This window comes from [Anoxybacillus] calidus (assembly GCF_013760845.1).
In the GTDB taxonomy this organism is placed as follows: domain Bacteria; phylum Bacillota; class Bacilli; order Bacillales; family Anoxybacillaceae; genus Paranoxybacillus; species Paranoxybacillus calidus.
On record NZ_JACDUU010000001.1, the window covers coordinates 62,435 to 85,941 of the forward strand.

Genomic DNA, 23,507 nt, shown 5'->3' on the forward strand with positions numbered 1-23,507 from the left:
GCCTGTAAGACTGACTTGCAGGTTCGTCATTTTTTGAAATGAAGGAGTACTTCACATGATTCGAACAATGGCATTAACTAAGCAACATGAGCTGTTAATGAATTTACCACTTGATCAATTAGTGGAGGAAAACATTATTTGGTATTGGGTCGATTTTCAAGCGCCTAATGAAACAGAGAAAGAAACACTCTCACAATTTTTTCGTTTTCACCCGTTATCGATAGAGGATTGCTTTCACGCCTTACAACGGCCAAAGCTTGACTATTACGACGGCTATAACTTTTTTGTACTTCATTCTTTGCATAAAAATACGCTTGAGACGAGAGAAGTTGATGTATTTTTATCCAATCGGTATATAGTTACTTATCATGATGAAATATTATCTGAAATCGATTTGGCCTGGAATCGAATGTACCAGCATCGATCTTCTTGGAAAAAAGGGGTGATTTACGCATTTTATTTAGTGTTGGACAAACTGGTCGATGAATATTTTCCAATCATTTATGAACTTGAAGATGAGTTAAATGATGTTGATAATAAAAATAAGGGAAAACGCTTAGAGTTATTAATAAACCAAATCTTTGACATTCGTAGCAGATTGTTAAAACTGCGGCGAACGGTGTTTCCAATGAGGGATCTTTTGTACCGATTATTAAATTCCACTCATATAGAAATGTCGAAGGATCAGCGTTCGCATTTTGAAGATATATATGACCATTTATTAAAACTTGCGGAGATGATTGAAGCGAATCGCGAATTAACATCTGATATCCGCGATAATTATTTATCCATCAATGCCAATCGGACTAATTCGATTATGATGGTTCTGACTGTAATTACTACTATTTTTATGCCGCTCACATTTATTGCCGGAATATACGGAATGAACTTTGAATACATGCCGGAACTGTCATGGAAATACGGTTACTTTGCCGTTCTTGGATTTATGGCGATTTTAGGAATTTCGATGTATCTCTGGTTTCGCCGCAAAGGGTGGTTTGATCGATAAAGTGATAAATGCTCCCTTTTTGTAAAAGATCATTAACGGAAACAATTGGAATGTTAGAATCAGTTGATGAAAGAGGGAGATTATATTGGCTATTGATCAAATTTGCACGATTGGCCCGGCGACAAGCGACGAAGATATGATTAAGGAGCTTATTTTACACGGAATGACCATTGTACGCCTTAACTTGTCACATGGTAATCATGAAAGCTATCATGAAGTGATTCACACCGTTCGCTCTTTAAACGAAAAGTTGGCAACAAATGTGAAAATTCTAGGGGATTTACAAGGTTCAAAAATTCGGTTAGGGGAGATTGAAGGAGATAACATTTAACTAAAACAAGGAGAGTCATTTATTTTACATAGCCTATTAAAGGAAACAAAAAAGAAACAAGTATGTTCTGTAAGAGGGGAAAATGATAACTTACACAGGAGAAGAGGTGTTCTCCTGTGTTTTTATTTATGGTTTAAAGCAACAGTTGCAAGTCATCTTTTGTAACATTGGTTTATACGATCGCTAAGCCGAAAATGGCAAAAGCCCGCTATTCTGACCGCGAGCTATTTGCGGAGTGATTGTTATAGAATTGGTCAGCTGCGATTATGTATTTGTATATGGAATGAAAAAATAGTGGTGTCTTTGGACAAATATCAATATAATACATTAAGTGGAATAAAATAAAGATAGGTGGGATAAAATGACGAAGTTCGAAGCCTTTATTTTAGGTCTTATTCAGGGCTTGACGGAATTTTTGCCGATTAGCAGTACCGGTCATTTATATTTGGGCAGACATCTATTTGGCTTAGATGAGGCGGGATTGTTTCTCGATACGATGCTTCATATCGGAACATTGCTTGCCGTGTTTATTATTTATAAAGAAGAGCTTTTGTATATTTTAAGAAAGCCGTTTAGCAAATTAACGTTTTTGTTAGTCGTTGGAACGATTCCAGCGGTTGTGATTGGTTTGCTGTTTAAAGATTATTTTGAAGAAATCTCGAAAACAGGTATAACCATCGGTTGGGAATTTTTAATAACAGGGCTTTTTCTTTGGTTTGCTGATGGAATCAAAAATGGATATAAACGAATGGATGATATTACATATACCGATGCATTCGTGATTGGAACATTTCAAGCGGCAGCTATTTTCCCAGCTATCTCCCGCTCTGGATTAACGATTGTTGCGGCACTAATCCGCAAACTTGATCGTGAAACAGCAGCCTATTTTTCATTCTTATTATCGATTCCAGCCATCGCTGGGGCAATTGTGTTGCAATCGGTTGATTTAGTCCAAGGAAATGTCGAGAACATCTCTGTTCCTTCCTTAATTGTCGGAACCATCTCTTCTGCCTTATTCGGTTATTTGGCAGTCAAATGGATGATTGGTTATTTAAAGAAACATTCATTAAAAGTATTTGCGGTATATGTATGGATTCTTGGATTCATTATTATTGCTTTTCAAGCAACAGGAAAATTTTAAAACGGTCATTATGAAGACCGTTTTTTTATTGATTTTTGCGACAGTCATTCGCTATATTTAACATAGAAGTTGCAATTATGATAGAAACGAGATGAACGAAGACGATGGTAAAAAAGTTTATTACACTTGTTGTACTATTAGCGATTCTTTTTTATTTAATTCCTTATAGCCTACCGTTAATATTTGCGCTTATTACCGCTCTTTTACTAGAGCCATTCGTGCAAAAGATGCAGCAAAAATACAAGTTTAAACGAATTCATACAGTAACGACCGTTTTTTCCTTGTTTGTTATTGTCATTGGCTTTGCTTCGTACGTTACGATCGTTATTATTATTGAACAGGTGATTACATTTTCACAAAAACTTCCTTCTGTCTTATCGGAATTTACTGTGGTTGTCGACCAGTTTATAAAAAAATGGGAACTGTATTCCCATTCAATTCCGAAAGAAATTATTATTTCATTGGAAAACAGCGTTGAGGCCATTAAAAACTTACTGCTTAATTTTGCGAAAAATTTAACGGAGTCAATTATTCATTATATCACGGCTATTCCAGGGTTGATTATTCATTTTTTAATTTACTTAATCGCTCTTTTTCTTATTAGTTTGGATCTGCCTAGATTAAAGAAAAAAATTGAAAAATATTTATCTGCTGATACGAAACAACGGTTAACCATTATTATGACACAGTTGAATAAGGCAGGAATTGGCTTTCTAAAGGCGCAATTTTTATTAAGTTTAATTACATTTTTATTGGCGTTTGTCGGCTTGTTGCTTTTACGGGTCGAGTATCCAATCATTTTATCATTATTAATTGTAGTAGTAGATATTTTACCGATTTTAGGAACGGGATCCGTTCTTGTGCCTTGGGCTATCTTCAGCTTGATGAACGGAAATCAAGGGTTAGGAATTGGGCTTATTGTGTTGTTTATCGTCATTACGGTTATTCGCAGAATAATTGAGCCGAAAATTTTCTCTTCCAATTTAGGAATTAGCCCGCTTGCGGCATTAGTTAGCGTTTATTTAGGTTTTCAGTTGCTTGGGTTTGCCGGTTTATTTTTAGGGCCGGCGCTTGTCATTATTGTAGATACGATGATTAAGGCGGGAATTATTAAAATTTCCTTTAAAATTTAGCAGAGAAATGAAAAAGAGGATGACCCATAAGTAGTGTCTGACCTCACAAGAAATCCATCATATATAGTGTTCTTATGTACTATGTATGGGGATTGCGGGGTCTGACGTTTGCTGTAGGGTCATCCTCTTTTTAATTGGTTGGTTCGTTTGGTAAAATTAAAATTTCAACGCGGCGATTTTTCTTTCTTCCTTCCTCTGTATGGTTGGAGGCAACTGGTTTATACTCACCGTAGCCTTTTGCGCTAAACCAACGAGGGTCAAGCTGCTTGTTTTCTAATAATAAACTCATAAAGTTAACGGCACGCATCACGCTTAGTTCCCAGTTCGATGCAAATTGTGAATTATTAATCGGTACATTATCGGTATGACCGCTAATAATAATGCTGCGTGGTGGGTTCATGACAAGCAGCTGGGAAATTTCTTTGACTAGTTTTCGATCTTGCGTCCTTACTTCAGCGCTTCCAGAATCAAATAATACATCATTTAAAATAGTAACAAGCAGTCCTTCTTCTGTTAATGTCGTTTTAAGTTGACCAGTTAAATTTTTTTGCTCAATATAGTGATTAATTTTTTGTTGTACTTGTTGTAATTCTCTTTTTTCATTGATTTCACCTTTTTGATTTAACGGAGGTTGTTCTAATTCTTCCTCTACTGGATTTTGAAACTCAAGAACACCTGTTCCTCCTTCTAAAGCACTATTAAATGAGTGGGCAATTTGTTGAAATTTTTTTGAATCAATTTGGCTACTGGCGAATAAAACGATAAAAAGTGCTAATAATAAAGTTAGCAAGTCTGCATATGGAATGAGCCAGGTTTCATCGATATGATTTTCATCATGATGTTTTTTCTTTTTAGTCATCTTGTCTATCTCCCTCCACCAGCACCTTTTTTCTTTCGGTTTCTGGGAGATAAGAAGCTAATTTTTGCTCAATTGCCCGGGGTGCTTGTCCTTCTAAAATGGAAAGAACTCCTTCAATCATTACTTGGCGCACTTTTACTTCTTCTTTTGATTTTCTTTTTAATTTATTAGCAAATGGATGCCATAATACATAACCTGTAAAAATCCCCATCAACGTAGCAACGAAAGCGGCACTGATGGCAATTCCTAACTCTTCAATATTTTCCATGTTTTTTAATGCGGAAATCAAACCGACTACTGCTCCAAGTACTCCTAATGTTGGGGCATATGTTCCTGCCTGTGTAAAAATGGCTGCATTTGCTTGATGCCGTTCTTCCATCGCTGCGATTTCTTCGGTCATGACATCGCGGATAAATTCCTCCGTCTGCCCATCGATCGCCATGCTTAAGCCGTTGCGTAAAAATGGGTCATCAATTTCTTCCACTTTTGCTTCTAATGCTAATAATCCTTCGCGACGGGCAATGTTTGCCCATTCAACAAAAAGCGGAATAAGTTCTTCAATCGTTGGAATTTTTTGCTCTTTAAATATCACGCCAAACAATTTTGGCACTTTTTTAATTTCGCTCGTTGGAAAGGCGATTGTAACGGATGCTATCGTTCCGACGATAATAATTAAAATAGCAGCCGGGTTAATCAATACGGAAGGACTTACTCCTTTAAAAACCATTCCAACTCCTACAGCGATGATGCCAAGAATAATGCCGATAATTGATGTTTTGTCCATATAATCACCTCTATGTATTAGTCAAGATGTTAGTGCGAAAATAATGGTGTTCATCGTTTGTACGTTATTGTTTTACGCAACGATTCTTCTCATGATGGCAGTTTCATAAAAGTAAAGATAGTTTTAATATATTAGTAAACTATTGTCCTTCCAAATTTATCATATAATTAATGCATTACTTTGAAAAGGGAATTTAGTATGAGTAACATATAAAAGGCTGCCTCATGCGTCATCCCTCTACAATATCTATGGGGTAGGAGAGATCATAACCATAAATACTGTAATTGTTTAAGGAAGTTGAGACGCTCACGAGACAGCCCACTTCTAGTTAAACTTTTTTTAGCTTAAAAGTACTTACCATTAAAAATGATAAGATAATCATTAGAAAGATAAAAAATTGCGGTGGAAAATAATGAATCGTTAAATAGCTTAATGTTAGCAGTACTCCTGCTACTGTGATTGGGAGTCCGGAAAAATATCCGTTATTTTCCGTAATGTTGAAACGGGCAAGACGAAATGCTCCGCATCCAATATATAAAATCGTAAAAAACGCACCTGGAACACCAAATTCATGTAATAAACCTTGATAAAGCAATAGTGCAGGTGCTACTCCAAATGATATAATATCACTCATTGAGTCCAATTGTTTGCCGAGCTCTGATTCAATATTTAATTTCCGCGCCACGGTCCCATCAAACCGGTCAGCAAGAGCAGCTAAGAAAATAAGCAGCACACTTACATTTAATTGTCCTTTTAATGTAAAAAGGATTGAAAATCCACCTAAAGAAAGATTGATTAATGTTAATGCGTTCGCTGTATGGGCTTTTAGTTTTTTCAAAGTATGGTCCAGATAATCCGATAAAAACACTTCTCCTCACTCCTTTTTAGAGATGGGACGCGGAACGTTGCGTACTTCAATTATAAACATTTTATTTATAATATGGAAAGTAGTAAAAATGATTCTTTCAAAAACGGAGGGAATTAGGCTTGTTAAAATTGTTTTATCGTTTATTTATAGAACTTACAAATCATTCCGTATCCTCAAAACTAATTGCGTTATTTACTAAATCGCGGCTCAGTGCATTGTTTATTCCATCTTATGCAAAGATTTATCGTATTAACCAAAGCGAAATGGAAAAAAATTTAAAACAATATAAAACATTGCAACAATTATTTATTCGTAAGTTAAAGCAGGGAATCCGACCGATTGACCAAACAGAAAACAGCGTGATTAGCCCTGTGGATGCCGTCATTGAAGATGTCGGAACCATTACAGAAACAAAAGAAATTGTTGTTAAAGGAAAAGCTTATTCCGTTCAAGAAATGCTTGGAAGCAATCAAGCAGCTGAAAAATATTTAAACGGATTGTTTATTATTTTATATTTAAGCCCGAGCCATTATCACCGCATACATAGTCCAATATCTGGTGTGATTACGAATCAGTGGTCACTTGGTAAAAAATCTTATCCAGTGAATCGGCTAGGTTTAAAATATGGAAAGGAACCTTTAGCGAAAAACTACCGTCTGATTACCGAAGTAAATGTAAATGGAAAGCATGCAGCGATTGTAAAAGTAGGGGCGATGTTTGTGAACAGCATCGAATTGACGCATAAAGACGAATATCTTACAAAGGGAGAGGAAATGGCTTATTTTTCTTTTGGTTCAACGGTAGTGTTATTATTTGAAAAGGATACATTTGAGCTCGATCCAGCGATTAAAGTGCCAATGGATATCAAAGTCGGTGAAAGAATCGGATATTTAAAACAATAAAAAAATAGAGCCCCTTCTTGGCTCATTATGAGGAGAGTTTAATTTTATGCCCTAACGAGCGGCGGAAAATTTCTCTCTTAATTAATTCAATAAAATCTGGACTTAATTTAAGTTCTATTGCTTTATAATAAGATTCAATCAGCAACTCATCTGATAAATTTTTCATTATAGAAACTCCTTTCAATTATGGAATGAATGCGTATAAAAATACATATAATGGTAAGTTATTTATAATTTATCATGATTAAGATGATAGAACAACCGTTCCTTTATCCACATCTTTTCGTGGATAAGTTGTGGAAATTGTGTTTATAATCATAAGAATAAGTGATTAGGTGTGTATGGATAATGTGAATAAACTTATCCACAAATGTTGAAAAAGTTAAGTGTTTGTCGAAAACTTTTTTTAGTTTGTATATATTTGTCTAAGTTTGTTTTGAAACAATAAAAAAAATTATGTATCATGTTTAAAGGTTTAATGTTATAGAAAGGCGAAGGTGTAACGTGATGCTGCGATATTTTTTGCCTAATGAGCATGTCAAAAGCATTTTTGACATTACTCCAGAAACCTTGAAAGAAAAAGGGATCAAAGGGATTATTACAGATCTTGATAATACGCTTATAGAATGGGATCGTCCGACTGCTACTCCTGATTTGGTAAAATGGTTCGAAAATATGCGAAATCAAGGCATTCAAGTCACGATTGTATCGAATAATAACGAAAAACGAGTAAAATCGTTTGCAGAACCGTTAAATATCCCATTTATCTTCGAGGCGAGGAAACCATTAACGCGCGCTTTTCAGCGGGCGTTACAGCTCATGAAGTTGAAAAAAGAAGAAGTTGTCGTCATTGGTGATCAGTTATTGACAGATGTATTAGGAGGCAACCGGTTTGGAGTACATACGATTTTAGTTGTGCCGGTTGCTGATACAGATGGATTTTTTACGCGCATTAATCGGAAAATTGAACGAAAAATTTTAAATATGATGAAACAAAAAGGAATGATTTATTGGGAGGAATGAGTGTGGAACAACAAATAATTCGCTGTGTTGGGTGTGGGGTACAAATTCAAACGGAGGATGAAAAGCAAATCGGGTATGCCCCTCCTGCTGCGCTAGAAAAGGAAACGGTTATTTGCCAACGCTGTTTTCGTCTAAAGCATTACAATGAAGTTCAAGACGTTTCGTTAACAGATGATGATTTCTTAAAAATTTTGCACGGAATTGGAAAGTCAGACGGCCTTGTTGTTAAAATTGTTGATATTTTTGATTTCAATGGCAGCTGGCTGCCGGGGTTACACCGCTTTGTCGGTAAAAACAATATTTTGCTTGTCGGAAACAAAGTGGATTTGCTGCCAAAATCGGTAAAATATACAAAACTCATTCATTGGATGAAGAAATCGGCCAAAGATTTAGGACTAAAGCCAATTGATGTGTTTTTAATTAGCGCTGAAAAAGGAATCGGCATGAGAAAAGTGATGGAAGCGATTGAACATTATCGCTTTGGAAAAGATGTATATGTTGTTGGATGTACGAATGTAGGTAAGTCTACGTTCATCAACCGGATTATAAAAGAAGTGACCGGTGAAGGGAATGTAATTACGACTTCGCATTTTCCGGGAACGACACTGGATATGATTGAGATTCCGTTAGAGGACGGAGCAGTGATGTATGATACGCCAGGAATTATTAACCATCATCAAATGGCTCACTATGTAGACAAGAAAGATTTAAAAGTAATCACGCCAAAAAAAGAAATTAAGCCAAAAGTGTATCAATTAAATGAAGGTCAGACGTTATTTTTTGGTGGTCTCGCTCGACTTGACTATGTCAAAGGTGGACGGCGTTCGTTTGTTTGCTATTTCTCAAATGAATTAAATATTCATCGCACAAAGCTTGAAAAGGCGGATCATTTATATGAAAATCAACGCGGTGAATTGCTGCAGCCGCCGCGAGCAAGCTATATCGAACAATTTCCATCGCTAGTCGCTCACTCTTTTACGATTAAAGAGCCAAAAACGGATATTGTTTTTTCCGGCCTTGGCTGGGTGACATGCAATGAGCCGGGAGCACAAATCGTTGCCTATGTTCCAAAAGGAGTAAACGTTATTTTACGGAAATCTTTAATTTAAAAATGTTAAGGGGGAGAGGGGATGAGAAAGCTCTTCGGGCTGATTGGCTGTCCGGTGCATCATTCGATGTCGCCGCTTATGCATAACGATGCATTTACACAAACCGGCATTGATGCGTATTATCATGCGTTTCACGTGGAAAAAGAGCATCTGAAGGATGCTGTTCAGGGGATGAAAGCGCTTGGAATAGCTGGTTTTAATGTCACGATTCCTCATAAAACAGCGATTATTCCATTTTTAGATGAAATCGATGAAATCGCCTTGCAAATTGGTGCTGTCAATACGGTTGTGAATGAAAACGGGCGTCTTATTGGCTATAATACCGATGGAGAGGGATTTGTCCGTGCATTGTGTGAAGAGTTGAACATTGAGCTGTCAGGAAAACGTATTTTACTTATCGGCGCCGGCGGAGCAGCAAGAGGAATTTATTTTTCGCTTGCAAATAGTAAAGCGGCGTGTATCGATCTTTGCAATCGCACGGTGAATAAAGCAGAGGAATTGATTAATGAGAGAACCATTTCGGTTTTGTCGAGGGCTTATTCGATTCATGAGGCACAACATTTATTAGGGAATTACGACATTATTATCAATACAACATCAGTTGGAATGTATCCCAATGTGGAAGAGATCCCTCTTTCGCTTGCCAATTTAAAAAAAGGTACGGTTGTAAGTGACATTATATACAATCCGCTAGAAACACTGTTGTTAAAAGAGGCAAAGCGATGCGGAGCAATCACGCAAAATGGTTTAGGAATGTTCGTTTACCAAGGAGCATTAGCGTTTGAAAAATGGACAGGCATCTTTCCCGATATAAATAGAATGAAACAAATTGTTATTCAACAGCTAGGAGGTAAAATATGCTAACAGGTAAACAAAAACGGTTTTTAAGGTCTAAAGCTCATCATTTAAATCCAATTTTTCAAGTGGGAAAAGGAGGCGTTAACGAGAATATGATTAAACAAATCGTTGATGCCTTAGAAGCGCGTGAGTTGATTAAAGTGAGCGTGCTACAAAACTGTGAAGAGGACCGTGAAACGGTAGCGCGCCAATTAGCTGAAGGAGCGCAGGCAGAACTTGTACAAATTATTGGGAATGTCATCGTTTTATATAAAGAATCAAAAGAAAATAAGCAAATCGTATTGCCAAGCTAACAAAAAGGCACTTATGAGGAGGGTGAGAGATGAAAAAAATCGGCATTTTTGGCGGAACATTTGACCCGCCGCATAACGGACATTTATTAATGGCGAACGAAGTGTTAACATTTTTAAACTTGTCTGAAATATGGTTTATGCCAAACCGTATCCCTCCTCATAAACAAAGAAAAAAAGTAACGGACAGCTTCGATCGCTTGAAAATGCTTGAATTAGCCATTGATGATCATCCGCAGTTTAAAATTCAAACGATTGAACTTGAGAGAGAAGGTCCATCTTATACGTATGAAACGATTTGTAAGTTGAAACATATATATAAAAACTACGAATTTTATTTTATTATTGGTGCTGATATGGTTGAATATTTGCCGAATTGGTATAAAATTGATGAGCTCATTCAACTTGTCACATTTGTCGGTGTCAAACGTCCGGGCTTCTCACTGCAGACTTCTTATCCGATTATTGAAGTGGAAGTCCCGGAGTTTGGTGTCTCCTCTTCTTTAATTCGCAAGCGGATTAAAACAGGAAAAAGCATTAAATATTTAGTGCCGGAGAATGTAAAATTATACATTGAGGAGAAGGAGTTATATGGAGCGACATGAGGCGTTAGAAATTGTCAAAAAACAACTAACGGAACATCGTTATCAACATACAATCGGTGTGATGGAGACAGCCATTGCTTTAGCAGAACAATATGGAGCTGACGTGAAAAAGGCGGAGTTAGCGGCCATTTTCCATGATTATGCGAAATTTCGCCCGAAAGAAGAGATGAAGCGAATCATTTTAGAGCAAAATATGCCGAAAGATTTGCTTTTATATAATACTGAGCTTTGGCATGCACCGGTTGGGGCATATTTAGTAGAGAAAGAAGTAGGAATTAACGATATGGAAATATTAGATGCGATTCGCTATCATACATCAGGACGTCGCGATATGACGTTGCTTGAAAAAGTTGTATATGTAGCTGATTATATTGAACCAGGCCGCGTTTTTCCAGGAGTGGACGAAGTTCGCGAACTAGCTAAGCAAGATTTAAATAAAGCGTTAATAAAAGCCCTGCAAAATACGATTCAATTTTTGATGAACAAAAATCAAGCTATCTATCCGGATACATTTTATACTTATAATTCATTAATTATGGAATTAAAGGGGGAATCAGCTAGATGACAGAACGTGAAATTTTAAGTGTAGCAGTAAAAGCTGCAGACGATAAAAAAGCGGAAGACATTGTGGCATTAAATATGAAGAGTATTTCCCTTGTAGCTGATTATTTTATGATTTGTCATGGGAACTCTGAAAAACAAGTGCAGGCAATTGCTCGAGAAATTAAAGAAAAGGCAGAAGAACAGCAAATTCCTGTCAAACGTTTAGAAGGATTTGAGGAAGCTAAGTGGGTTTTAGTGGATTTAGGCGATGTTGTTGTCCATGTGTTTCATAAAGATGAACGCGCTTATTATAATTTAGAGCGCCTTTGGGGCGATGCGCCGCTCGAAGATTTAGCGAGTGATTTGCAGTAATGGCATACGAACAATTCGCCTATTTGTATGACTATTTAATGAATGATGCTCCATATGAGGCATGGAGAGATTTTGTAAAGAAAAAAGTGAAACGATATGGACGAGCTAGCTCTACGCGTTTGCTCGATGTTGGCTGTGGTACGGGCGAGCTCTCGATACGGCTTGCCCAAGATGGCTTTCAAGTAACAGGGATTGACTTATCAGAAGATATGCTGGCTGTTGCTCAAGCAAAAGCAGAAAAAAGCGGAGTACTGGTTGAGTTTTTTCAGCAAAATATGATGGAGCTAGAGGGATTTTCCCCGTTTGATTGTGTTGTCATCTTTTGTGATTCTCTTAATTATTTGCAAAGTGAAGTGGAAGTAAGACAAACATTTGCCCGTATTTATGAGCATCTGCATGATGGAGGCTTGTTCATGTTTGATGTTCATTCTACTTATAAAATGGAGCATGTGTTTGCCAATCAAACATTTGCGAACAATGAAGAGAAAATCAGTTATATTTGGAACTGCTTCCCTGGAGACGTTCCATACAGTGTAGAACATGAACTTACTTTCTTTGTTCAGCGGCCTAACGGTATGTATGAGCGTTTCGATGAATGGCATATGCAACGTACGTATGAGATTGAGCAATATAAACAATGGCTTTTGTCCACTGGATTTGAAGTGTTGGACATTAGTGCGGATTTTACCGATGAACTTCCAACTGAAACATCAGAAAGAATTTTTTTCGTTGCTAAAAAATAGCTATCGATCGATATTAGTGGGTTCACTTGTGAGGTACAAAAAAGTAAAACACATGTTAAATCACAGGATAAATGGCAAAATATCCACCAATAAATTCACAGAACCATTCACATTAAAAATGAGCTTAGAGAAGTTTCTCCAAGCTCATTTTTTTACTAACCCTTATTCAATTATCGCCCCCTTAGTTCAGAAATGGAGAATTGAAACTTCAAATTTGTAATAACTAAAGAACCGTTAACTTTTAATGGCTTTTTTCCGTTTAATAAATATGAAAACAGAATGAGAAATTATTAAAATTACTCCTGTTAGTAGAGCGAGTAATAACCCAATCATTCCTTGAATGCCAACCCATCCTACAGTAAATGTAAGGAAGAACAACTCATAATAGAAACCAGCTATTATTAAAGCAATGGGAACATTAAAAGGAAATAAACGCTTCCAACCTATAGCTAGAAAAGTCGAAAGGATAAGTAATACAACTGTCATAGCTGTGTGCATAGAACTCCAACGGAATTCAGCACGGGATTGCCTGCCATCTAAAGATTGTGTTGTATCATTTAAATTATTTAAATCTAATAGTGTGATGATTGCTGTAATAACTCCTATTGAAATAAGAAGTCCGAAAATAAACCAGTTAATTGTTTTTAAATGACTTTTGTTCTTCATTGAATCTCCCTTTATTTTTTCCTAATAAATTGAACTGTCCAGTTAGCTTAATCATTTCCTATAATTATTTTAACATAAATATCCAATAACCTTTTAACGGAGTTACAAGTTCACGTACAAAATCACAGGTTATTCACACATCCTCTAATCATTATCTCATTGCTTGGGAATAAGGATGCGATTTAGCTTGTATTTTTTAGTTGATGCGTTAAAAATCTAGATCAATCAATAAAAACACACAGAGCTTTCTATTGCGAAATTCTGTGTGTTTTTATTTGTGATTTAATTGTTTGCACCTCTGAAATGAACCCATTCGATCATATTCGATGGTTATTTTTTATGAAATCAAGAAGGAATCTTCTCTTTTTTATGGAATATTACTATCAAATTGTTTTTTCACTTGTTCAATATCTTCACGAAATTTCTCGTGCGTTTTTTCAAACACATGTTCAAATATCTCCCCGAGTTCTTTTTCTAGTACTTTAATGCCTTCGCCTGTAATTCCGCCTTTTACGCACACTTTTTCTTGTAACGTTGGAAGTGTGTATACTCTTTTTTTCAATAATTCCCCTAAACCGATAATCATGTCGCTTGCCAACGTAGTCGCTTGCTCTTTTGTAATTGCTGTTTTTTGCACAGCAGCTTCAATAAAGCGTTGCAGTAAATAACTAAAAAAAGCAGGTCCACAACTTGCAATGTCGGAAGCGACCCTTGTAATGTCTTCCGTGATATAGGAAGGTTGAGAAATTTTTTTAAATAATTGTTCTATATATATTCGGTAATGTGGTGCACATCGCTCGCTAAATGTAACGAGTGAACTGCCGGCAAGAGCACGGTTATTAATGCTTGGAATCACTCGGACAACATAACAAGGAACAAGAGATTCGAGCTGTTTTACTGTAATCGGGCTTGTAATAGAAACGATACAATGCCGCGCTGTTAAGCGGGAAGATAAGCGAACTAAAAGGGGGTGAATGTCTAACGGTTTGACACATATAAAAATAAGATCGGCTTGTTCAATGACTTCTTCTCCACTTGAAACGACTTTGATTTCAGGATAGCTTTTTTGTATATCCATTGCCTTAGCCATCGTTCTGTTTGTAATCACAAGCTGGCTTGGGTCTACTGCTTTTGATTCAACAAAGGCTTCAATCAAAATTCTCCCCATATTTCCCGTCCCAATAAATCCTATATTCAATAGTCAATCCCTCCTTTACAGCGAAACCGATGCTTTCCTTCTAAACGATATGTATGAGAATTTATTTATTTTTATGATTAAATTGGAAAGGGTGATAAAAAAAGTGGAAATCATAAAGAAATATAAAATGCAGTTATCCATTGTATTATCATTAACGGTTGTTGTGTTATTTTGGTTTAGCCAACAGCGGTACGATGGTGAACCATTACTTTTGGATGAAGCAGTAACTTCGAACGAAACAATAGAAGAGAAGAAAGAAAAAAACGACGAAAAAACAGCTTTGACTATATTCGTAGATGTTAAGGGAGCGGTCGTTCATCAAGGCGTATACGAAGTCAAAGAAACAGACCGTGTAAAAGATGTGATTGCCTTAGCAGGTGGATTTACGAAGGAAGCAGACCAAACAAAGGTCAATCTTGCGGCGAAAGTTCATGATGAGATGGTTATATATGTGCCCAAAATCGGTGAAGAGGCGAGCGGATCGGTCATTTCAGATTCAGTAACAACCTCGACTGCAAATGAGGGGAAAGTAAATATTAATACGGCAACGGTGGAAGAACTGCAGCAGCTTCACGGCATCGGTCCAGCGAAAGCAGCGGCGATTATCGCTTACCGAGAAGAACATGGATCGTTTCAAAAAATAGAAGACTTATTAAATGTGACCGGGATTGGTGAGAAATCGCTAGAGAAAATAAAGGATCAAGTGGTTGTACGATAAATGAAACCCCGCTAAACTATTGTTATACTGAGCTTATTCATGCAAGGGGAGAGGCTTTATGGAACGAATTACGTGGGATCAATATTTTATGGCACAAAGCCATTTGCTCGCGATGCGTAGCACGTGTACACGCCTAGCAGTCGGGGCAACAATTGTACGCGATAAACGAATTATTGCTGGAGGGTATAATGGTTCGATTGCTGGTGGTGCCCATTGCATTGACGAAGGTTGCTATGTCATTGATAATCATTGCGTCCGTACCATTCATGCGGAAATGAATGCGATTATTCAATGTGCAAAATTTGGCGTACCCACAGAAGGAGCGGAAATATACGTCACCCATTTTCCGTGCCTGCACTGTTGTAAAGCGATTATTCAAAGCGGTATTAAAGCGGTTTATTATGCGCAGGATTATAAAAACCATCCTTATGCCATCGAACTTTTTAAACAAGCAAACGTTCATGTTGAACAAGTTCCATTTGATTCAACGAAAGTATTTTCTTTTTTAAACAAGTCATAAAAGGAAGAGGATAACCCATGCAAAGTGTCAGACCTCACAACATAATATTCGGATCAATGAAAGATATATGTGAAATGTGCGTGAGGTCAGACACTTATGGGTCAGACTTGGCAGCTTTACATATATAAAAGGGGATTTTTGAAAGATGAAAGGAAATTTCATTTATATTGCTCTGTCCGCGATTTTCGGCATTCTTCTCGGCTACTTTTCTCTTCATGTGTATCCTCTTATTTTATCTTCGGTTTATTTTCTTTTTTTACTGTTTCGGAAACGCGAAATATGTTTGTTTTGTCTGGCAGCAATGATAGTGTTTTATGTGTATTTTATTTATATAGATGGGAAAAATCGAACAATGTTAAAAGATACGATGACACAATTTTCTGTCAGATTGGTTACGCCCGTTACAATTGACGGCGACAGGTTAATAGGAACAGCAGAAACACCACAACGGGAAAAAGTGAAGATAAGTTATCGGATTCGTTCGAAAGAAGAAAAAAAGAAATTGTCGCTTCTTTCAGTTGGAATGGTGTGTTCATTTGCAGGAGTGTTAGAAGTTCCGGAAGCAGCGAGAAATCCTTATGCTTTTAATTATAAAAAATATTTATACTTTCAACGCATTCATTGGCTGCTGAAACCACATACTCTTTCTCTAGATCACTGCCGTTCTACTCCTCTTAGCTTCTATGAAAAGCTTATAGCCGTGAGAGAAAAAGGAATTGCTTATATCGAACAATATTTCCCTTCAGCGACAATCGGTATTGTCCAAGCACTCGTCTACGGTGAACGAGAGCAGATGAGCGAAACGATTCTTGAGGGGTATCAAAAGCTAGGTTTAATCCATCTTCTGGCGATTTCCGGACTGCATGTAACAATGTTAATAGGTATGAGTTTTTTTCTGGCTATCCGTATTGGAATGACTAGAGAAACAGCTGCACTGCTTCTCATTTTTCTTTTGCCTCTATATACAGTTCTGACAGGCGCTTCTCCGTCAGTCGTGCGCGCTTCGTTAATGGCGGGTATTGTGTTAATCAGCCTGAAGTGGCCGACAAAACTGCTTCTGATTGATTCGCTTAGCACAACGTGTATCATTATGCTGCTATTGAATCCTTATGCTTTATTTCAAGCAGGCTTTCAATTATCATTTATTGCCACTTTAGGGCTTATTTTATCTTCTCACATGATTTTGCAACAATCTTCACCTTTGCTTCAATTAGTGTCAACAACCGTAATTGCCCAACTTAGTTCACTTCCGCTTCTCTTATATCATTTTTTTGAAATTTCTCTTCTCAGCTTTCCACTAAATCTCGTTTTTGTTCCGCTATATTCGTTTATTATTTTACCGTTATCGCTCATTTCATTAATAGGTCATTATTTATTTACACCAGTTGGCAAGTTATTTATTTTTATGCTGGAAAAAATATTGCTTTTGACAAATCAACTAATCGAATTTTTAGCTGTTCATTCCTCTTTCTCATTGACATTGGGACGTCCGTCTTCGTTGATGTTGTTTTTTTATTGTATAGCGATTTTATTTGTTTTTGTCGAGTTTGAAAAAATGAGTCAAGGATGGAGAAAATATAAGGGCGTATTTTTTCTGGTATGCGTTATCATTGTTGATTGGTTCACTCCTTATTTGGATCGTTATGGAGAGGTTGTTTTGCTTGACGTAGGACAGGGAGATTGTATTTATATTGAACTGCCATATCGAAAAGGAGTGTATTTAATTGATACAGGCGGTGTTGTTTCTTTTTCGAAACCGTCTTGGCGAAAACGGAAAGATGAATTTGAAGTTGGAGCCGATGTGGTTGTTCCCTTTTTGAAGGCAAAAGGAGTATCGAGGCTAGATAAGTTAATTATTACGCATGGTGATTATGACCATATGGGAGCGGCGCAAACCATCATTGAACAAACCACCGTAAAGGAATTGTTCATTGGAAAGGGAGGAAATAAAGATCGGTTGCAGCAAAGATTAGTAAAAGCAGCAAAGCGCCATCATGTTTTTGTAAGAGAAATAAGTCGCGGGGAAAAGTGGAACGCAGCAGGCATCTCGTTTTATGTATTGTCACCAACAAATACAGAAAGTGAAGAAAGCAAAAACAATCGCTCCATTGTTTTATATACAAATTTAGGCGGGGTGACATGGCTGTTTACAGGTGATTTAGAAGAAAGCGGAGAGAAAGAACTCCTTCATGCATTTCCAAGTTTGCGTGCTGATGTATTGAAAGTGGGCCACCATGGCAGCGATACATCGACTTCGGAAGCGTTGTTAAAGCGAATACAGCCTAAAGTTGCGCTCATTTCTGTAGGCAAGCATAATCGATATCAGCATCCACACGAAACGGTTATTCAGCGCCTTCGTGCGCACAATATCACCATTTTACGGACAGATTGGCATGGTGCAATTCAATTTATTTATACGAAAAAATCTGGAACCTTTACAACGATGCTGCCATAGCATATAAATAACAAAACGTATCGAAACAAGACATAAAAAAGAGGCTGACCCTAAAGCAAAGTGTCAGACCCTACAACCATCATATTATTATATATAACGTTCGATGAGAACGTTATATGATGGATTTCACGTGAGTGTCAGACACTTTTGGGTCAGTCCCTTCTGACTGAATTTCTGCACGACTAAAACCGGCAGGTTCTAGTGTACTTAAGAGTTTCTTCTGTATCTGCATACAGAACTTATACTTGTTCCACTAGACTTTTATAAGCGAATTCATTCATGCTCTGGCGGCCTGGCTAAAAACCGTTTCGATCACTTCATCCTAGGCCTTTTGTAGTTCGTTTCTTGTAATGGATTTACGCTCCAAAAAACTTAACTAATGTTGCGATGATAAACATCGTTGCGAAGAATCCAAATGAAACGATGAATCCAACCGCAGAGTCTACTGCGTCATTTCGTTTACATCTGACATCTTTTTCAAACTCGTTCATTTGTTACCCCTCCTCACGCAATCATTAATTAGTATAAGCGAAAAAATAAAAAAAATCTATACGACATTGTCCATTTCCTTCGCTGACAAGAGTTGTCACAAATAGTTCAGCTTTGGCCGGAAAAACTAATAATAACCGTTGATGACTAAGGTTCCTAGGACTTAGTGATCAGCGTTTATATAAATGGGGGATCGGCTTTTTTCGGTTAGCTGGTCCCCTTGTAAAAGTTGAGGAAACGTTGTATCTTACATAATGAACGGTTTTGATCATGAAATGGAGCAGAGAACAATGATGATTGATTTTTGGAGAAAAATTAAACAGGGACATGTTTCTCCCGTTTATTTATTATACGGCACGGAACCATTTTTAATTAACAAAACGCATAATTTAATTATTCAATCAACGATTCGTGAAGAAGAGAGAGAGTTCAATTTATCGGCTTATGACTGTGAAGAGACGCCGGTCGAGGTCGCACTTGAAGATGCGGAAACTTTACCGTTTTTCGGCGATAAAAGAGTAGTGTTAGTGAAAAATCCTTATTTTTTGACAGCGGAAAAAGGAAAAGAGAAAGTCGAACATAATACGAAACGACTGGAACAATACATAGAAGAGCCATCTCCTTTTTCCGTTGTTGTTTTTACCGGATTGTATGAGAAACTCGATGAGAGAAAGAAAATTACGAAGATGTTACTCAAACGAGCAGAAGTGTTTGTTGCCTCACCGTTAAACGAACAAGAAATAAGACGGTGGATTGACGAGCATCTTCTATCTTCGAACGTGACCATTCAAAAAGAAGCAGTTGATTTGTTATTACAGCTTGCTGGGACTACTCTGACGATATTGGCAAATGAACTGGATAAGTTAACGTTGTTTGTCGGAGAAGGTGGAACAATCACAGAAGAAACAGTGCGGCTGCTTGTTCCTCGTTCATTGGAACAAAATATCTTTGTATTAATTGAAAAGGTCGTACAGCGTAAATTGCATGAAGCGTTTCGCACTTTTTATGATTTATTACAGAATAACGAGGAGCCGATTAAGATTTTAGCGTTGCTTGCTAATCAATTTCGCCTCATTTATCAAGCGAAAAGCTTAGCAGCAAAAGGATATGGTCAACAGCAAATAGCATCGCTGTTAAAAGTACATCCGTTTCGTGTGAAATTGGCATTAGGACAAGCTAAATTGTTCTCATTGGAGGAGTTAATGAGAATTATCAATGATTTAGCAGAAGCGGATTATCAGATGAAAGCCGGTTTGATGGATAAGCGTTTGATTGTTGAGTTGTTCTTAATGAAATTAAATGAAGAGCGGTAAAACGAACCGCTCTTTTTTGTTTTCGAAGAATAACCTTTAAGAGTAATCGCGACGCTTCCGCTTTTCTAGTTGTCTAGCTTCAGCGCCTAGCTCTCTGTGCCAAATAACCTTCCCCCTCGAAGTGACAAGCACTTCTCGTCGGAAGAACATTTTCTATACGGCGTTAGGCGCTCGCCTTCGCTTTTCTAAATAAAAAACGACCCTTTTCAAAGGATCGTTTTATCATGATTAAGCAAGAATGCTGTTTAATTTTTTCGCTAAACGAGATTTTTGACGGCTTGCTGCATTTTTGTGGATTAAACCTTTGCTTGCCGCTTTATCAATTTTTTTAGAAGCAATGACAAACGCAGCTTGTGCTTGCTCAACGTCTTTTGCTTCTACAAGCGCTTCAAATTTTTTGATGGCAGTGCGCATCGCAGATTTTTGTGCAGCGTTTTGTGCGCGGCGCTTTTCGCTTGTTTTTACGCGTTTAATAGCAGATTTAATGTTTGGCATTATTTTCACCTCCGTAATGCTGTCGAGAATATGATAAGCTCGATTGTTCGCGATCGAATGAACTTATTAAGAACAAGTGATATTCTATCAAACTGATTTCAATTATGCAATACTAATCCGTTGAAAATACTTACTCTCTTTCCAAAAAGGCAAGAATGAAAAGGAGTGAAAACGGTGAAAATACATAAAAATGACAGTTTTGAGGTGGAAAACGATGACACGTTCACTAGATTTAAGCCTGTATTCTGTTAGAACCGATTTAGCAGTTGAAGCGCATGAAATCGCTGTTGAAGAACGATTGGAACAAAAGAGTGAAACTCATTCACATATTGAAGGAGTCATTATTCAAGACCGTGAAATAGACGGGATTAAACTTTCCTATGTGAAGGTAACGGAACAAGGAGCAAAATCCATTGGCAAAAAATCAGGGATTTACTTAACGATTGAAGCACAAGGAATTCGTGAACATGATACAGAGCTACAAAGAAAGGTAGAGAAAGTATTCGCGAAAGAATTTTCTACATTTTTAAAAAAGTTAAATATTCCTGAAGATGCAAGCTGTCTTGTTGTTGGGCTTGGAAATGAACATGTAACACCAGATGCACTCGGGCCGTTGACTGTCGAAAACTTGCTCATTACAAGGCATTTATTTCATCTTCAACCAGAAAGTGTTGCGGATGGCTTTCGTTCTGTTAGTGCAATTGCTCCAGGGGTAATGGGGATGACGGGAATTGAAACGAGCGATATTATCCGCGGGATCGTTGAAAAAGCAAAACCAGATTTTGTTATTGCGATTGATGCATTGGCAGCGCGTTCTCTTGAAAGAGTCAATGCAACGATTCAGATTTCTGATACAGGCATTCATCCTGGTTCAGGAGTTGGAAATAAGAGAAAAGAGTTGAGTAAAGAGACGCTCGGTATTCCTGTCATTGCGATTGGTGTTCCTACCGTTGTTGATGCCGTATCGATTACGAGCGATACAATTGACTTTATGCTGAAGCACTTTGGCAGAGAAATCAAAGAAGGAAAACGTCCATCAAGTGCGCTTACACCAGCGGGGTTGACATTTGGTGAACGAAAAGTATTGACAGAAGAAGACATGCCAAACGAACAACATCGTTCTGCTTTTCTTGGAATGATTGGAACGTTAAGTGATGAGGAAAAGCGGAAGTTTATTCATGAAGTTTTAGCACCTCTTGGCCATAATCTTATGGTCACACCGAAAGAGGTAGATATGTTTATTGAAGATATGGCGAATATTCTCGCGAGTGGACTCAATGCGGCCCTTCATAACGATATCGATCAATATAATACAGGAGCTTATACTCATTAATGAAAAATGTGTAAACATGTTCTATCTTTTCTAGCTTGATCATACTGTTAAATTAGTAGACAAGCTTGGAAAGGGTGAGAACATGAGGAGATTTCGTTCTCAGCAAATGATGATAACGGTCAATGGGACAAGCATCAAAAAAATTGTTATGTTAGCGATTTTAGGGTTTATGATGATGTTTACAGTTGTTGGGGTGATGACATCATTGAAGCCCGAATATCGAATTACATCTTCCTCGGTGAACAATGTAGCAACTCATTTTCCCGGGGAAGCTTTTGTTCATTTGTTTAGTTTTGAAAATCATTATTTTTCACAAGTATTACCTGTGGAAAAAAGGAAACCTAAGTACTCTTCAATGATGTTTGAAATGATGACAAGCGTTAATCTGGAAGATCCCCGCAGCTTGCTAGGTAGTGAACTACCAGGCTTTTCTATTTTTGATAGCGAAATTATCGTTGCAGGTGAGGGATTGGATTATACAAATATGCCATACGAGTCTGCGCCACCACTTGAAGTGATGCTTGCTGAGCGCGAAGCCTCTGTTGAAAGCTTAGGACAGGCAGAGAAATCGAGCGAAGAGAAACCGGTGCCGCCTCCTAAAATGACGACAAATGGAAAAAAAGTGGTCTATATTTATCATACTCATACACATGAATCATATTTACCAGCTTTAAAAGGAGTAACTGATTTGGATGCTGCTTTTCATCCAACGGTCAATGTAACGAAAGTCGGGGAGAAACTCGCGGAGGAAATGGAGAAGCGGGGAATTGGTGCTGAAGTAAATACGGAGGATTTTATCGATAAATTAGTAAAAAACGGAATGAAATACTATCAAGCATATGATGTGTCAAGAAAAACCGTAGAGGAGGCGATGACGAAAAATCGTGACTTACAATACTTCATCGACATTCATCGCGATACTCGGCGTAGAAATGATACAACAGTTACTATTAATGGTCGTAATTATGCACGTATTGTATTTATTATTGGTGGAAACAATGCAAAATATGAAAAGAACTTGCAAATTGCCAAAGATCTTCATGAATTGCTACAACAAAAATATCCTGGTCTTAGCAAGGGAGTTATTCAGAAAAAAGGAGCGGGGACGAACGGAAAGTTCAATCAAGATTTATCCGAAAATGCTATTTTAATTGAATTTGGCGGTGTAGATAATACGTTTGAAGAATTGTTCCGCACCGCTTCGGCTGTTGCCGATGTGTTTAGCGAGTATTACTGGCAAGCGGAAAAAGTACAATCCCCAGCATCTGGACAAAAAAAATAAGCAGAAAACTTTACAAGGGAGTAGCAGGGTGATGATCAAATTTACCGTTCATTTTTGTGTAGCAGTTGTGATTTTATTCGTTGGAGTTTTACTAGGGATGCAGCAAGCAAATAAAGGATTGAAGCAAATGAAAGGGTACGATGATCCATCGTTTCAAGAGGTGATTCGTTTTTCAGAGGATGATAAAGGAGAAATAGCCGCTTCTATTATGGGAAACACAATCAAAGGTGAAGATTTAGAAGAAAAAAAGAAAAAGTTGGAAGAGATGAAAACATTTAATCTATTTTCCGAACTTGGTAAACAATTAGCGGATGGAGTTCGCTCCGGAATCAAACAATTGCTTAATATCGCTGATCGATTATTTCATGATAACCAATAGAGACTGAGCTGACCCGAAAGAAAAGTGTTAGGCCCCGCAACCATTAAGAATGGATAAAATATTGTTGGTTGTGCGGGAGGTCGGACACT

28 protein-coding genes are annotated in these 23,507 nt (G+C 37.4%); 20 read left to right on the top strand and 8 right to left on the bottom strand.

Annotation, left to right across the window (positions count from 1 at the left end):
* The first annotated feature begins 55 nt into the window (after window positions 1-55).
* From corA to ytvI, 4 genes are all read left to right on the top strand, one after another.
* A complete protein-coding gene (corA, locus tag HNQ85_RS00320; RefSeq protein WP_181535114.1) occupies window positions 56-1,009 on the top strand; it encodes a magnesium/cobalt transporter CorA in 954 nt (317 codons plus the stop codon).
* A gap of 85 nt (window positions 1,010-1,094) precedes the next feature.
* The gene (locus HNQ85_RS00325) at window positions 1,095-1,340 is read left to right on the top strand and encodes a pyruvate kinase (RefSeq protein ID WP_181535116.1); all 246 of its coding nucleotides are present in this window, start codon (window positions 1,095-1,097) and stop codon (window positions 1,338-1,340) included.
* Window positions 1,341-1,701: 361 nt separating this feature from the next.
* A complete protein-coding gene (locus HNQ85_RS00330; protein ID WP_181535117.1) occupies window positions 1,702-2,481 on the top strand; it encodes an undecaprenyl-diphosphate phosphatase in 780 nt (259 codons plus the stop codon).
* A gap of 104 nt (window positions 2,482-2,585) precedes the next feature.
* On the top strand, window positions 2,586-3,614 hold the full coding sequence (gene ytvI / locus HNQ85_RS00335) for a sporulation integral membrane protein YtvI (protein WP_181535119.1): 1,029 nt from the start codon (window positions 2,586-2,588) through the stop codon (window positions 3,612-3,614).
* Between the two features lie 130 nt (window positions 3,615-3,744).
* On the opposite strand, the gene motB is transcribed toward ytvI, so the two are convergent.
* From motB to pssA, 3 genes are all read right to left on the bottom strand, one after another.
* The gene (gene motB, locus HNQ85_RS00340; RefSeq protein ID WP_181535121.1) at window positions 3,745-4,473 is read right to left on the bottom strand and encodes a flagellar motor protein MotB; all 729 of its coding nucleotides are present in this window, start codon (window positions 4,471-4,473) and stop codon (window positions 3,745-3,747) included.
* On the bottom strand, window positions 4,466-5,257 hold the full coding sequence (motA, locus tag HNQ85_RS00345; RefSeq protein ID WP_181535123.1) for a flagellar motor stator protein MotA: 792 nt from the start codon (window positions 5,255-5,257) through the stop codon (window positions 4,466-4,468). The genes motB and motA overlap by 8 nt, the downstream gene beginning before the upstream one ends.
* 328 nt (window positions 5,258-5,585) lie before the next feature.
* Window positions 5,586-6,125, bottom strand: coding sequence for a CDP-diacylglycerol--serine O-phosphatidyltransferase (gene pssA / locus HNQ85_RS00350; protein ID WP_181535125.1), 540 nt, complete (start codon window positions 6,123-6,125; stop codon window positions 5,586-5,588).
* Between the two features lie 119 nt (window positions 6,126-6,244).
* On the opposite strand from pssA, the gene HNQ85_RS00355 reads away from it, so the two are divergent.
* Window positions 6,245-7,027, top strand: coding sequence for a phosphatidylserine decarboxylase (locus HNQ85_RS00355; RefSeq protein ID WP_181535127.1), 783 nt, complete (start codon window positions 6,245-6,247; stop codon window positions 7,025-7,027).
* Between the two features lie 25 nt (window positions 7,028-7,052).
* On the opposite strand, the gene HNQ85_RS00360 is transcribed toward HNQ85_RS00355, so the two are convergent.
* Window positions 7,053-7,193, bottom strand: coding sequence for a sporulation histidine kinase inhibitor Sda (locus HNQ85_RS00360; protein WP_181535129.1), 141 nt, complete (start codon window positions 7,191-7,193; stop codon window positions 7,053-7,055).
* 341 nt (window positions 7,194-7,534) lie between these two features.
* Between HNQ85_RS00360 and HNQ85_RS00365 the strand changes: the two genes are divergently transcribed.
* From HNQ85_RS00365 to HNQ85_RS00400, 8 genes are read left to right on the top strand one after another with little or no spacing between them, the layout of a single operon-like run.
* A complete protein-coding gene (locus HNQ85_RS00365) occupies window positions 7,535-8,050 on the top strand; it encodes a YqeG family HAD IIIA-type phosphatase (protein WP_181535131.1) in 516 nt (171 codons plus the stop codon).
* Window positions 8,047-9,159, top strand: a complete 1,113-nt coding sequence (yqeH, locus tag HNQ85_RS00370; RefSeq protein WP_220129049.1) for a ribosome biogenesis GTPase YqeH — start codon at window positions 8,047-8,049, stop codon at window positions 9,157-9,159. Before HNQ85_RS00365 ends, yqeH begins: the two co-directional genes overlap by 4 nt.
* 21 nt (window positions 9,160-9,180) lie before the next feature.
* The gene (gene aroE, locus HNQ85_RS00375; RefSeq protein ID WP_181535135.1) at window positions 9,181-10,023 is read left to right on the top strand and encodes a shikimate dehydrogenase; all 843 of its coding nucleotides are present in this window, start codon (window positions 9,181-9,183) and stop codon (window positions 10,021-10,023) included.
* Window positions 10,017-10,310, top strand: coding sequence for a ribosome assembly RNA-binding protein YhbY (gene yhbY, locus HNQ85_RS00380; RefSeq protein WP_181535137.1), 294 nt, complete (start codon window positions 10,017-10,019; stop codon window positions 10,308-10,310). Before aroE ends, yhbY begins: the two co-directional genes overlap by 7 nt.
* Window positions 10,311-10,339: 29 nt before the next feature.
* Entirely contained in the window at window positions 10,340-10,912 is a 573-nt protein-coding gene (locus tag HNQ85_RS00385) for a nicotinate-nucleotide adenylyltransferase (RefSeq protein WP_181535139.1), read from the top strand.
* The gene (yqeK, locus tag HNQ85_RS00390; RefSeq protein ID WP_181535141.1) at window positions 10,899-11,477 is read left to right on the top strand and encodes a bis(5'-nucleosyl)-tetraphosphatase (symmetrical) YqeK; all 579 of its coding nucleotides are present in this window, start codon (window positions 10,899-10,901) and stop codon (window positions 11,475-11,477) included. Before HNQ85_RS00385 ends, yqeK begins: the two co-directional genes overlap by 14 nt.
* Window positions 11,474-11,827 (top strand): ribosome silencing factor, encoded by a 354-nt coding sequence (gene rsfS, locus HNQ85_RS00395; protein ID WP_181535143.1) that lies wholly within the window; start codon window positions 11,474-11,476, stop codon window positions 11,825-11,827. Before yqeK ends, rsfS begins: the two co-directional genes overlap by 4 nt.
* Window positions 11,827-12,570, top strand: coding sequence for a class I SAM-dependent DNA methyltransferase (locus tag HNQ85_RS00400; RefSeq protein ID WP_181535145.1), 744 nt, complete (start codon window positions 11,827-11,829; stop codon window positions 12,568-12,570). Before rsfS ends, HNQ85_RS00400 begins: the two co-directional genes overlap by 1 nt.
* Window positions 12,571-12,804: 234 nt before the next feature.
* Here the strand turns inward: HNQ85_RS00400 and HNQ85_RS00405 are convergent, their stop codons facing one another.
* Entirely contained in the window at window positions 12,805-13,236 is a 432-nt protein-coding gene (locus HNQ85_RS00405; RefSeq protein ID WP_181535147.1) for an RND transporter, read from the bottom strand.
* Window positions 13,237-13,603: 367 nt separating this feature from the next.
* Complete coding sequence (gene comER / locus HNQ85_RS00410; protein WP_181535149.1) at window positions 13,604-14,434, bottom strand: late competence protein ComER; 831 nt, start codon at window positions 14,432-14,434, stop codon at window positions 13,604-13,606.
* A gap of 103 nt (window positions 14,435-14,537) precedes the next feature.
* Here comER and HNQ85_RS00415 point away from each other — a divergent pair, with 103 nt between their 5' ends.
* From HNQ85_RS00415 to HNQ85_RS00425, 3 genes are all read left to right on the top strand, one after another.
* The gene (locus HNQ85_RS00415; protein WP_343046467.1) at window positions 14,538-15,152 is read left to right on the top strand and encodes a helix-hairpin-helix domain-containing protein; all 615 of its coding nucleotides are present in this window, start codon (window positions 14,538-14,540) and stop codon (window positions 15,150-15,152) included.
* A gap of 58 nt (window positions 15,153-15,210) precedes the next feature.
* Window positions 15,211-15,672 (top strand): ComE operon protein 2, encoded by a 462-nt coding sequence (locus HNQ85_RS00420; protein ID WP_181535151.1) that lies wholly within the window; start codon window positions 15,211-15,213, stop codon window positions 15,670-15,672.
* Between the two features lie 145 nt (window positions 15,673-15,817).
* Window positions 15,818-18,127, top strand: a complete 2,310-nt coding sequence (locus HNQ85_RS00425) for a DNA internalization-related competence protein ComEC/Rec2 (protein WP_181535153.1) — start codon at window positions 15,818-15,820, stop codon at window positions 18,125-18,127.
* Between the two features lie 356 nt (window positions 18,128-18,483).
* Here HNQ85_RS00425 and HNQ85_RS00430 read toward each other — a convergent pair whose 3' ends face one another.
* Window positions 18,484-18,618 carry a YqzM family protein gene (locus HNQ85_RS00430; protein WP_044894739.1) on the bottom strand — a complete coding sequence of 45 codons (135 nt, stop codon included), beginning with the start codon at window positions 18,616-18,618 and terminating at the stop codon, window positions 18,484-18,486.
* Window positions 18,619-18,906: 288 nt separating this feature from the next.
* Here HNQ85_RS00430 and holA point away from each other — a divergent pair, with 288 nt between their 5' ends.
* Entirely contained in the window at window positions 18,907-19,929 is a 1,023-nt protein-coding gene (holA, locus tag HNQ85_RS00435) for a DNA polymerase III subunit delta (RefSeq protein ID WP_181535155.1), read from the top strand.
* Window positions 19,930-20,157: 228 nt separating this feature from the next.
* On the opposite strand, the gene rpsT is transcribed toward holA, so the two are convergent.
* On the bottom strand, window positions 20,158-20,424 hold the full coding sequence (rpsT, locus tag HNQ85_RS00440; protein ID WP_181535156.1) for a 30S ribosomal protein S20: 267 nt from the start codon (window positions 20,422-20,424) through the stop codon (window positions 20,158-20,160).
* Window positions 20,425-20,638: 214 nt separating this feature from the next.
* Between rpsT and gpr the strand changes: the two genes are divergently transcribed.
* From gpr to HNQ85_RS00455, 3 genes are all read left to right on the top strand, one after another.
* Window positions 20,639-21,757, top strand: coding sequence for a GPR endopeptidase (gpr, locus tag HNQ85_RS00445; RefSeq protein ID WP_181535158.1), 1,119 nt, complete (start codon window positions 20,639-20,641; stop codon window positions 21,755-21,757).
* An 82-nt stretch (window positions 21,758-21,839) separates the two neighbouring features.
* On the top strand, window positions 21,840-23,039 hold the full coding sequence (gene spoIIP / locus HNQ85_RS00450; RefSeq protein ID WP_181535160.1) for a stage II sporulation protein P: 1,200 nt from the start codon (window positions 21,840-21,842) through the stop codon (window positions 23,037-23,039).
* 31 nt (window positions 23,040-23,070) lie between these two features.
* Complete coding sequence (locus HNQ85_RS00455) at window positions 23,071-23,418, top strand: YqxA family protein (RefSeq protein ID WP_181536456.1); 348 nt, start codon at window positions 23,071-23,073, stop codon at window positions 23,416-23,418.
* Window positions 23,419-23,507 lie beyond the last annotated feature (89 nt).

Bases quoted from the DNA above. Each gene is read 5' to 3' on its own strand.
- corA (WP_181535114.1), top strand. From the start codon at position 56: ATGATTCGAACAATGGCATTAACTAAGCAACATGAGCTGTTAATGAAT.
- HNQ85_RS00330 (WP_181535117.1), top strand. From the start codon at position 1,702: ATGACGAAGTTCGAAGCCTTTATTTTAGGTCTTATTCAGGGCTTGACG.
- ytvI (WP_181535119.1), top strand. From the start codon at position 2,586: ATGGTAAAAAAGTTTATTACACTTGTTGTACTATTAGCGATTCTTTTT.
- motB (WP_181535121.1), bottom strand. From the start codon at position 4,473: ATGACTAAAAAGAAAAAACATCATGATGAAAATCATATCGATGAAACC.
- motA (WP_181535123.1), bottom strand. From the start codon at position 5,257: ATGGACAAAACATCAATTATCGGCATTATTCTTGGCATCATCGCTGTA.
- HNQ85_RS00360 (WP_181535129.1), bottom strand. From the start codon at position 7,193: ATGAAAAATTTATCAGATGAGTTGCTGATTGAATCTTATTATAAAGCA.
- HNQ85_RS00365 (WP_181535131.1), top strand. From the start codon at position 7,535: ATGCTGCGATATTTTTTGCCTAATGAGCATGTCAAAAGCATTTTTGAC.
- yqeH (WP_220129049.1), top strand. From the start codon at position 8,047: ATGAGTGTGGAACAACAAATAATTCGCTGTGTTGGGTGTGGGGTACAA.
- aroE (WP_181535135.1), top strand. From the start codon at position 9,181: ATGAGAAAGCTCTTCGGGCTGATTGGCTGTCCGGTGCATCATTCGATG.
- yhbY (WP_181535137.1), top strand. From the start codon at position 10,017: ATGCTAACAGGTAAACAAAAACGGTTTTTAAGGTCTAAAGCTCATCAT.
- HNQ85_RS00385 (WP_181535139.1), top strand. From the start codon at position 10,340: ATGAAAAAAATCGGCATTTTTGGCGGAACATTTGACCCGCCGCATAAC.
- yqeK (WP_181535141.1), top strand. From the start codon at position 10,899: ATGGAGCGACATGAGGCGTTAGAAATTGTCAAAAAACAACTAACGGAA.
- rsfS (WP_181535143.1), top strand. From the start codon at position 11,474: ATGACAGAACGTGAAATTTTAAGTGTAGCAGTAAAAGCTGCAGACGAT.
- HNQ85_RS00400 (WP_181535145.1), top strand. From the start codon at position 11,827: ATGGCATACGAACAATTCGCCTATTTGTATGACTATTTAATGAATGAT.
- HNQ85_RS00405 (WP_181535147.1), bottom strand. From the start codon at position 13,236: ATGAAGAACAAAAGTCATTTAAAAACAATTAACTGGTTTATTTTCGGA.
- HNQ85_RS00420 (WP_181535151.1), top strand. From the start codon at position 15,211: ATGGAACGAATTACGTGGGATCAATATTTTATGGCACAAAGCCATTTG.
- HNQ85_RS00425 (WP_181535153.1), top strand. From the start codon at position 15,818: ATGAAAGGAAATTTCATTTATATTGCTCTGTCCGCGATTTTCGGCATT.
- HNQ85_RS00430 (WP_044894739.1), bottom strand. From the start codon at position 18,618: ATGAACGAGTTTGAAAAAGATGTCAGATGTAAACGAAATGACGCAGTA.
- holA (WP_181535155.1), top strand. From the start codon at position 18,907: ATGATGATTGATTTTTGGAGAAAAATTAAACAGGGACATGTTTCTCCC.
- rpsT (WP_181535156.1), bottom strand. From the start codon at position 20,424: ATGCCAAACATTAAATCTGCTATTAAACGCGTAAAAACAAGCGAAAAG.
- gpr (WP_181535158.1), top strand. From the start codon at position 20,639: ATGACACGTTCACTAGATTTAAGCCTGTATTCTGTTAGAACCGATTTA.
- spoIIP (WP_181535160.1), top strand. From the start codon at position 21,840: ATGAGGAGATTTCGTTCTCAGCAAATGATGATAACGGTCAATGGGACA.
- HNQ85_RS00455 (WP_181536456.1), top strand. From the start codon at position 23,071: ATGATCAAATTTACCGTTCATTTTTGTGTAGCAGTTGTGATTTTATTC.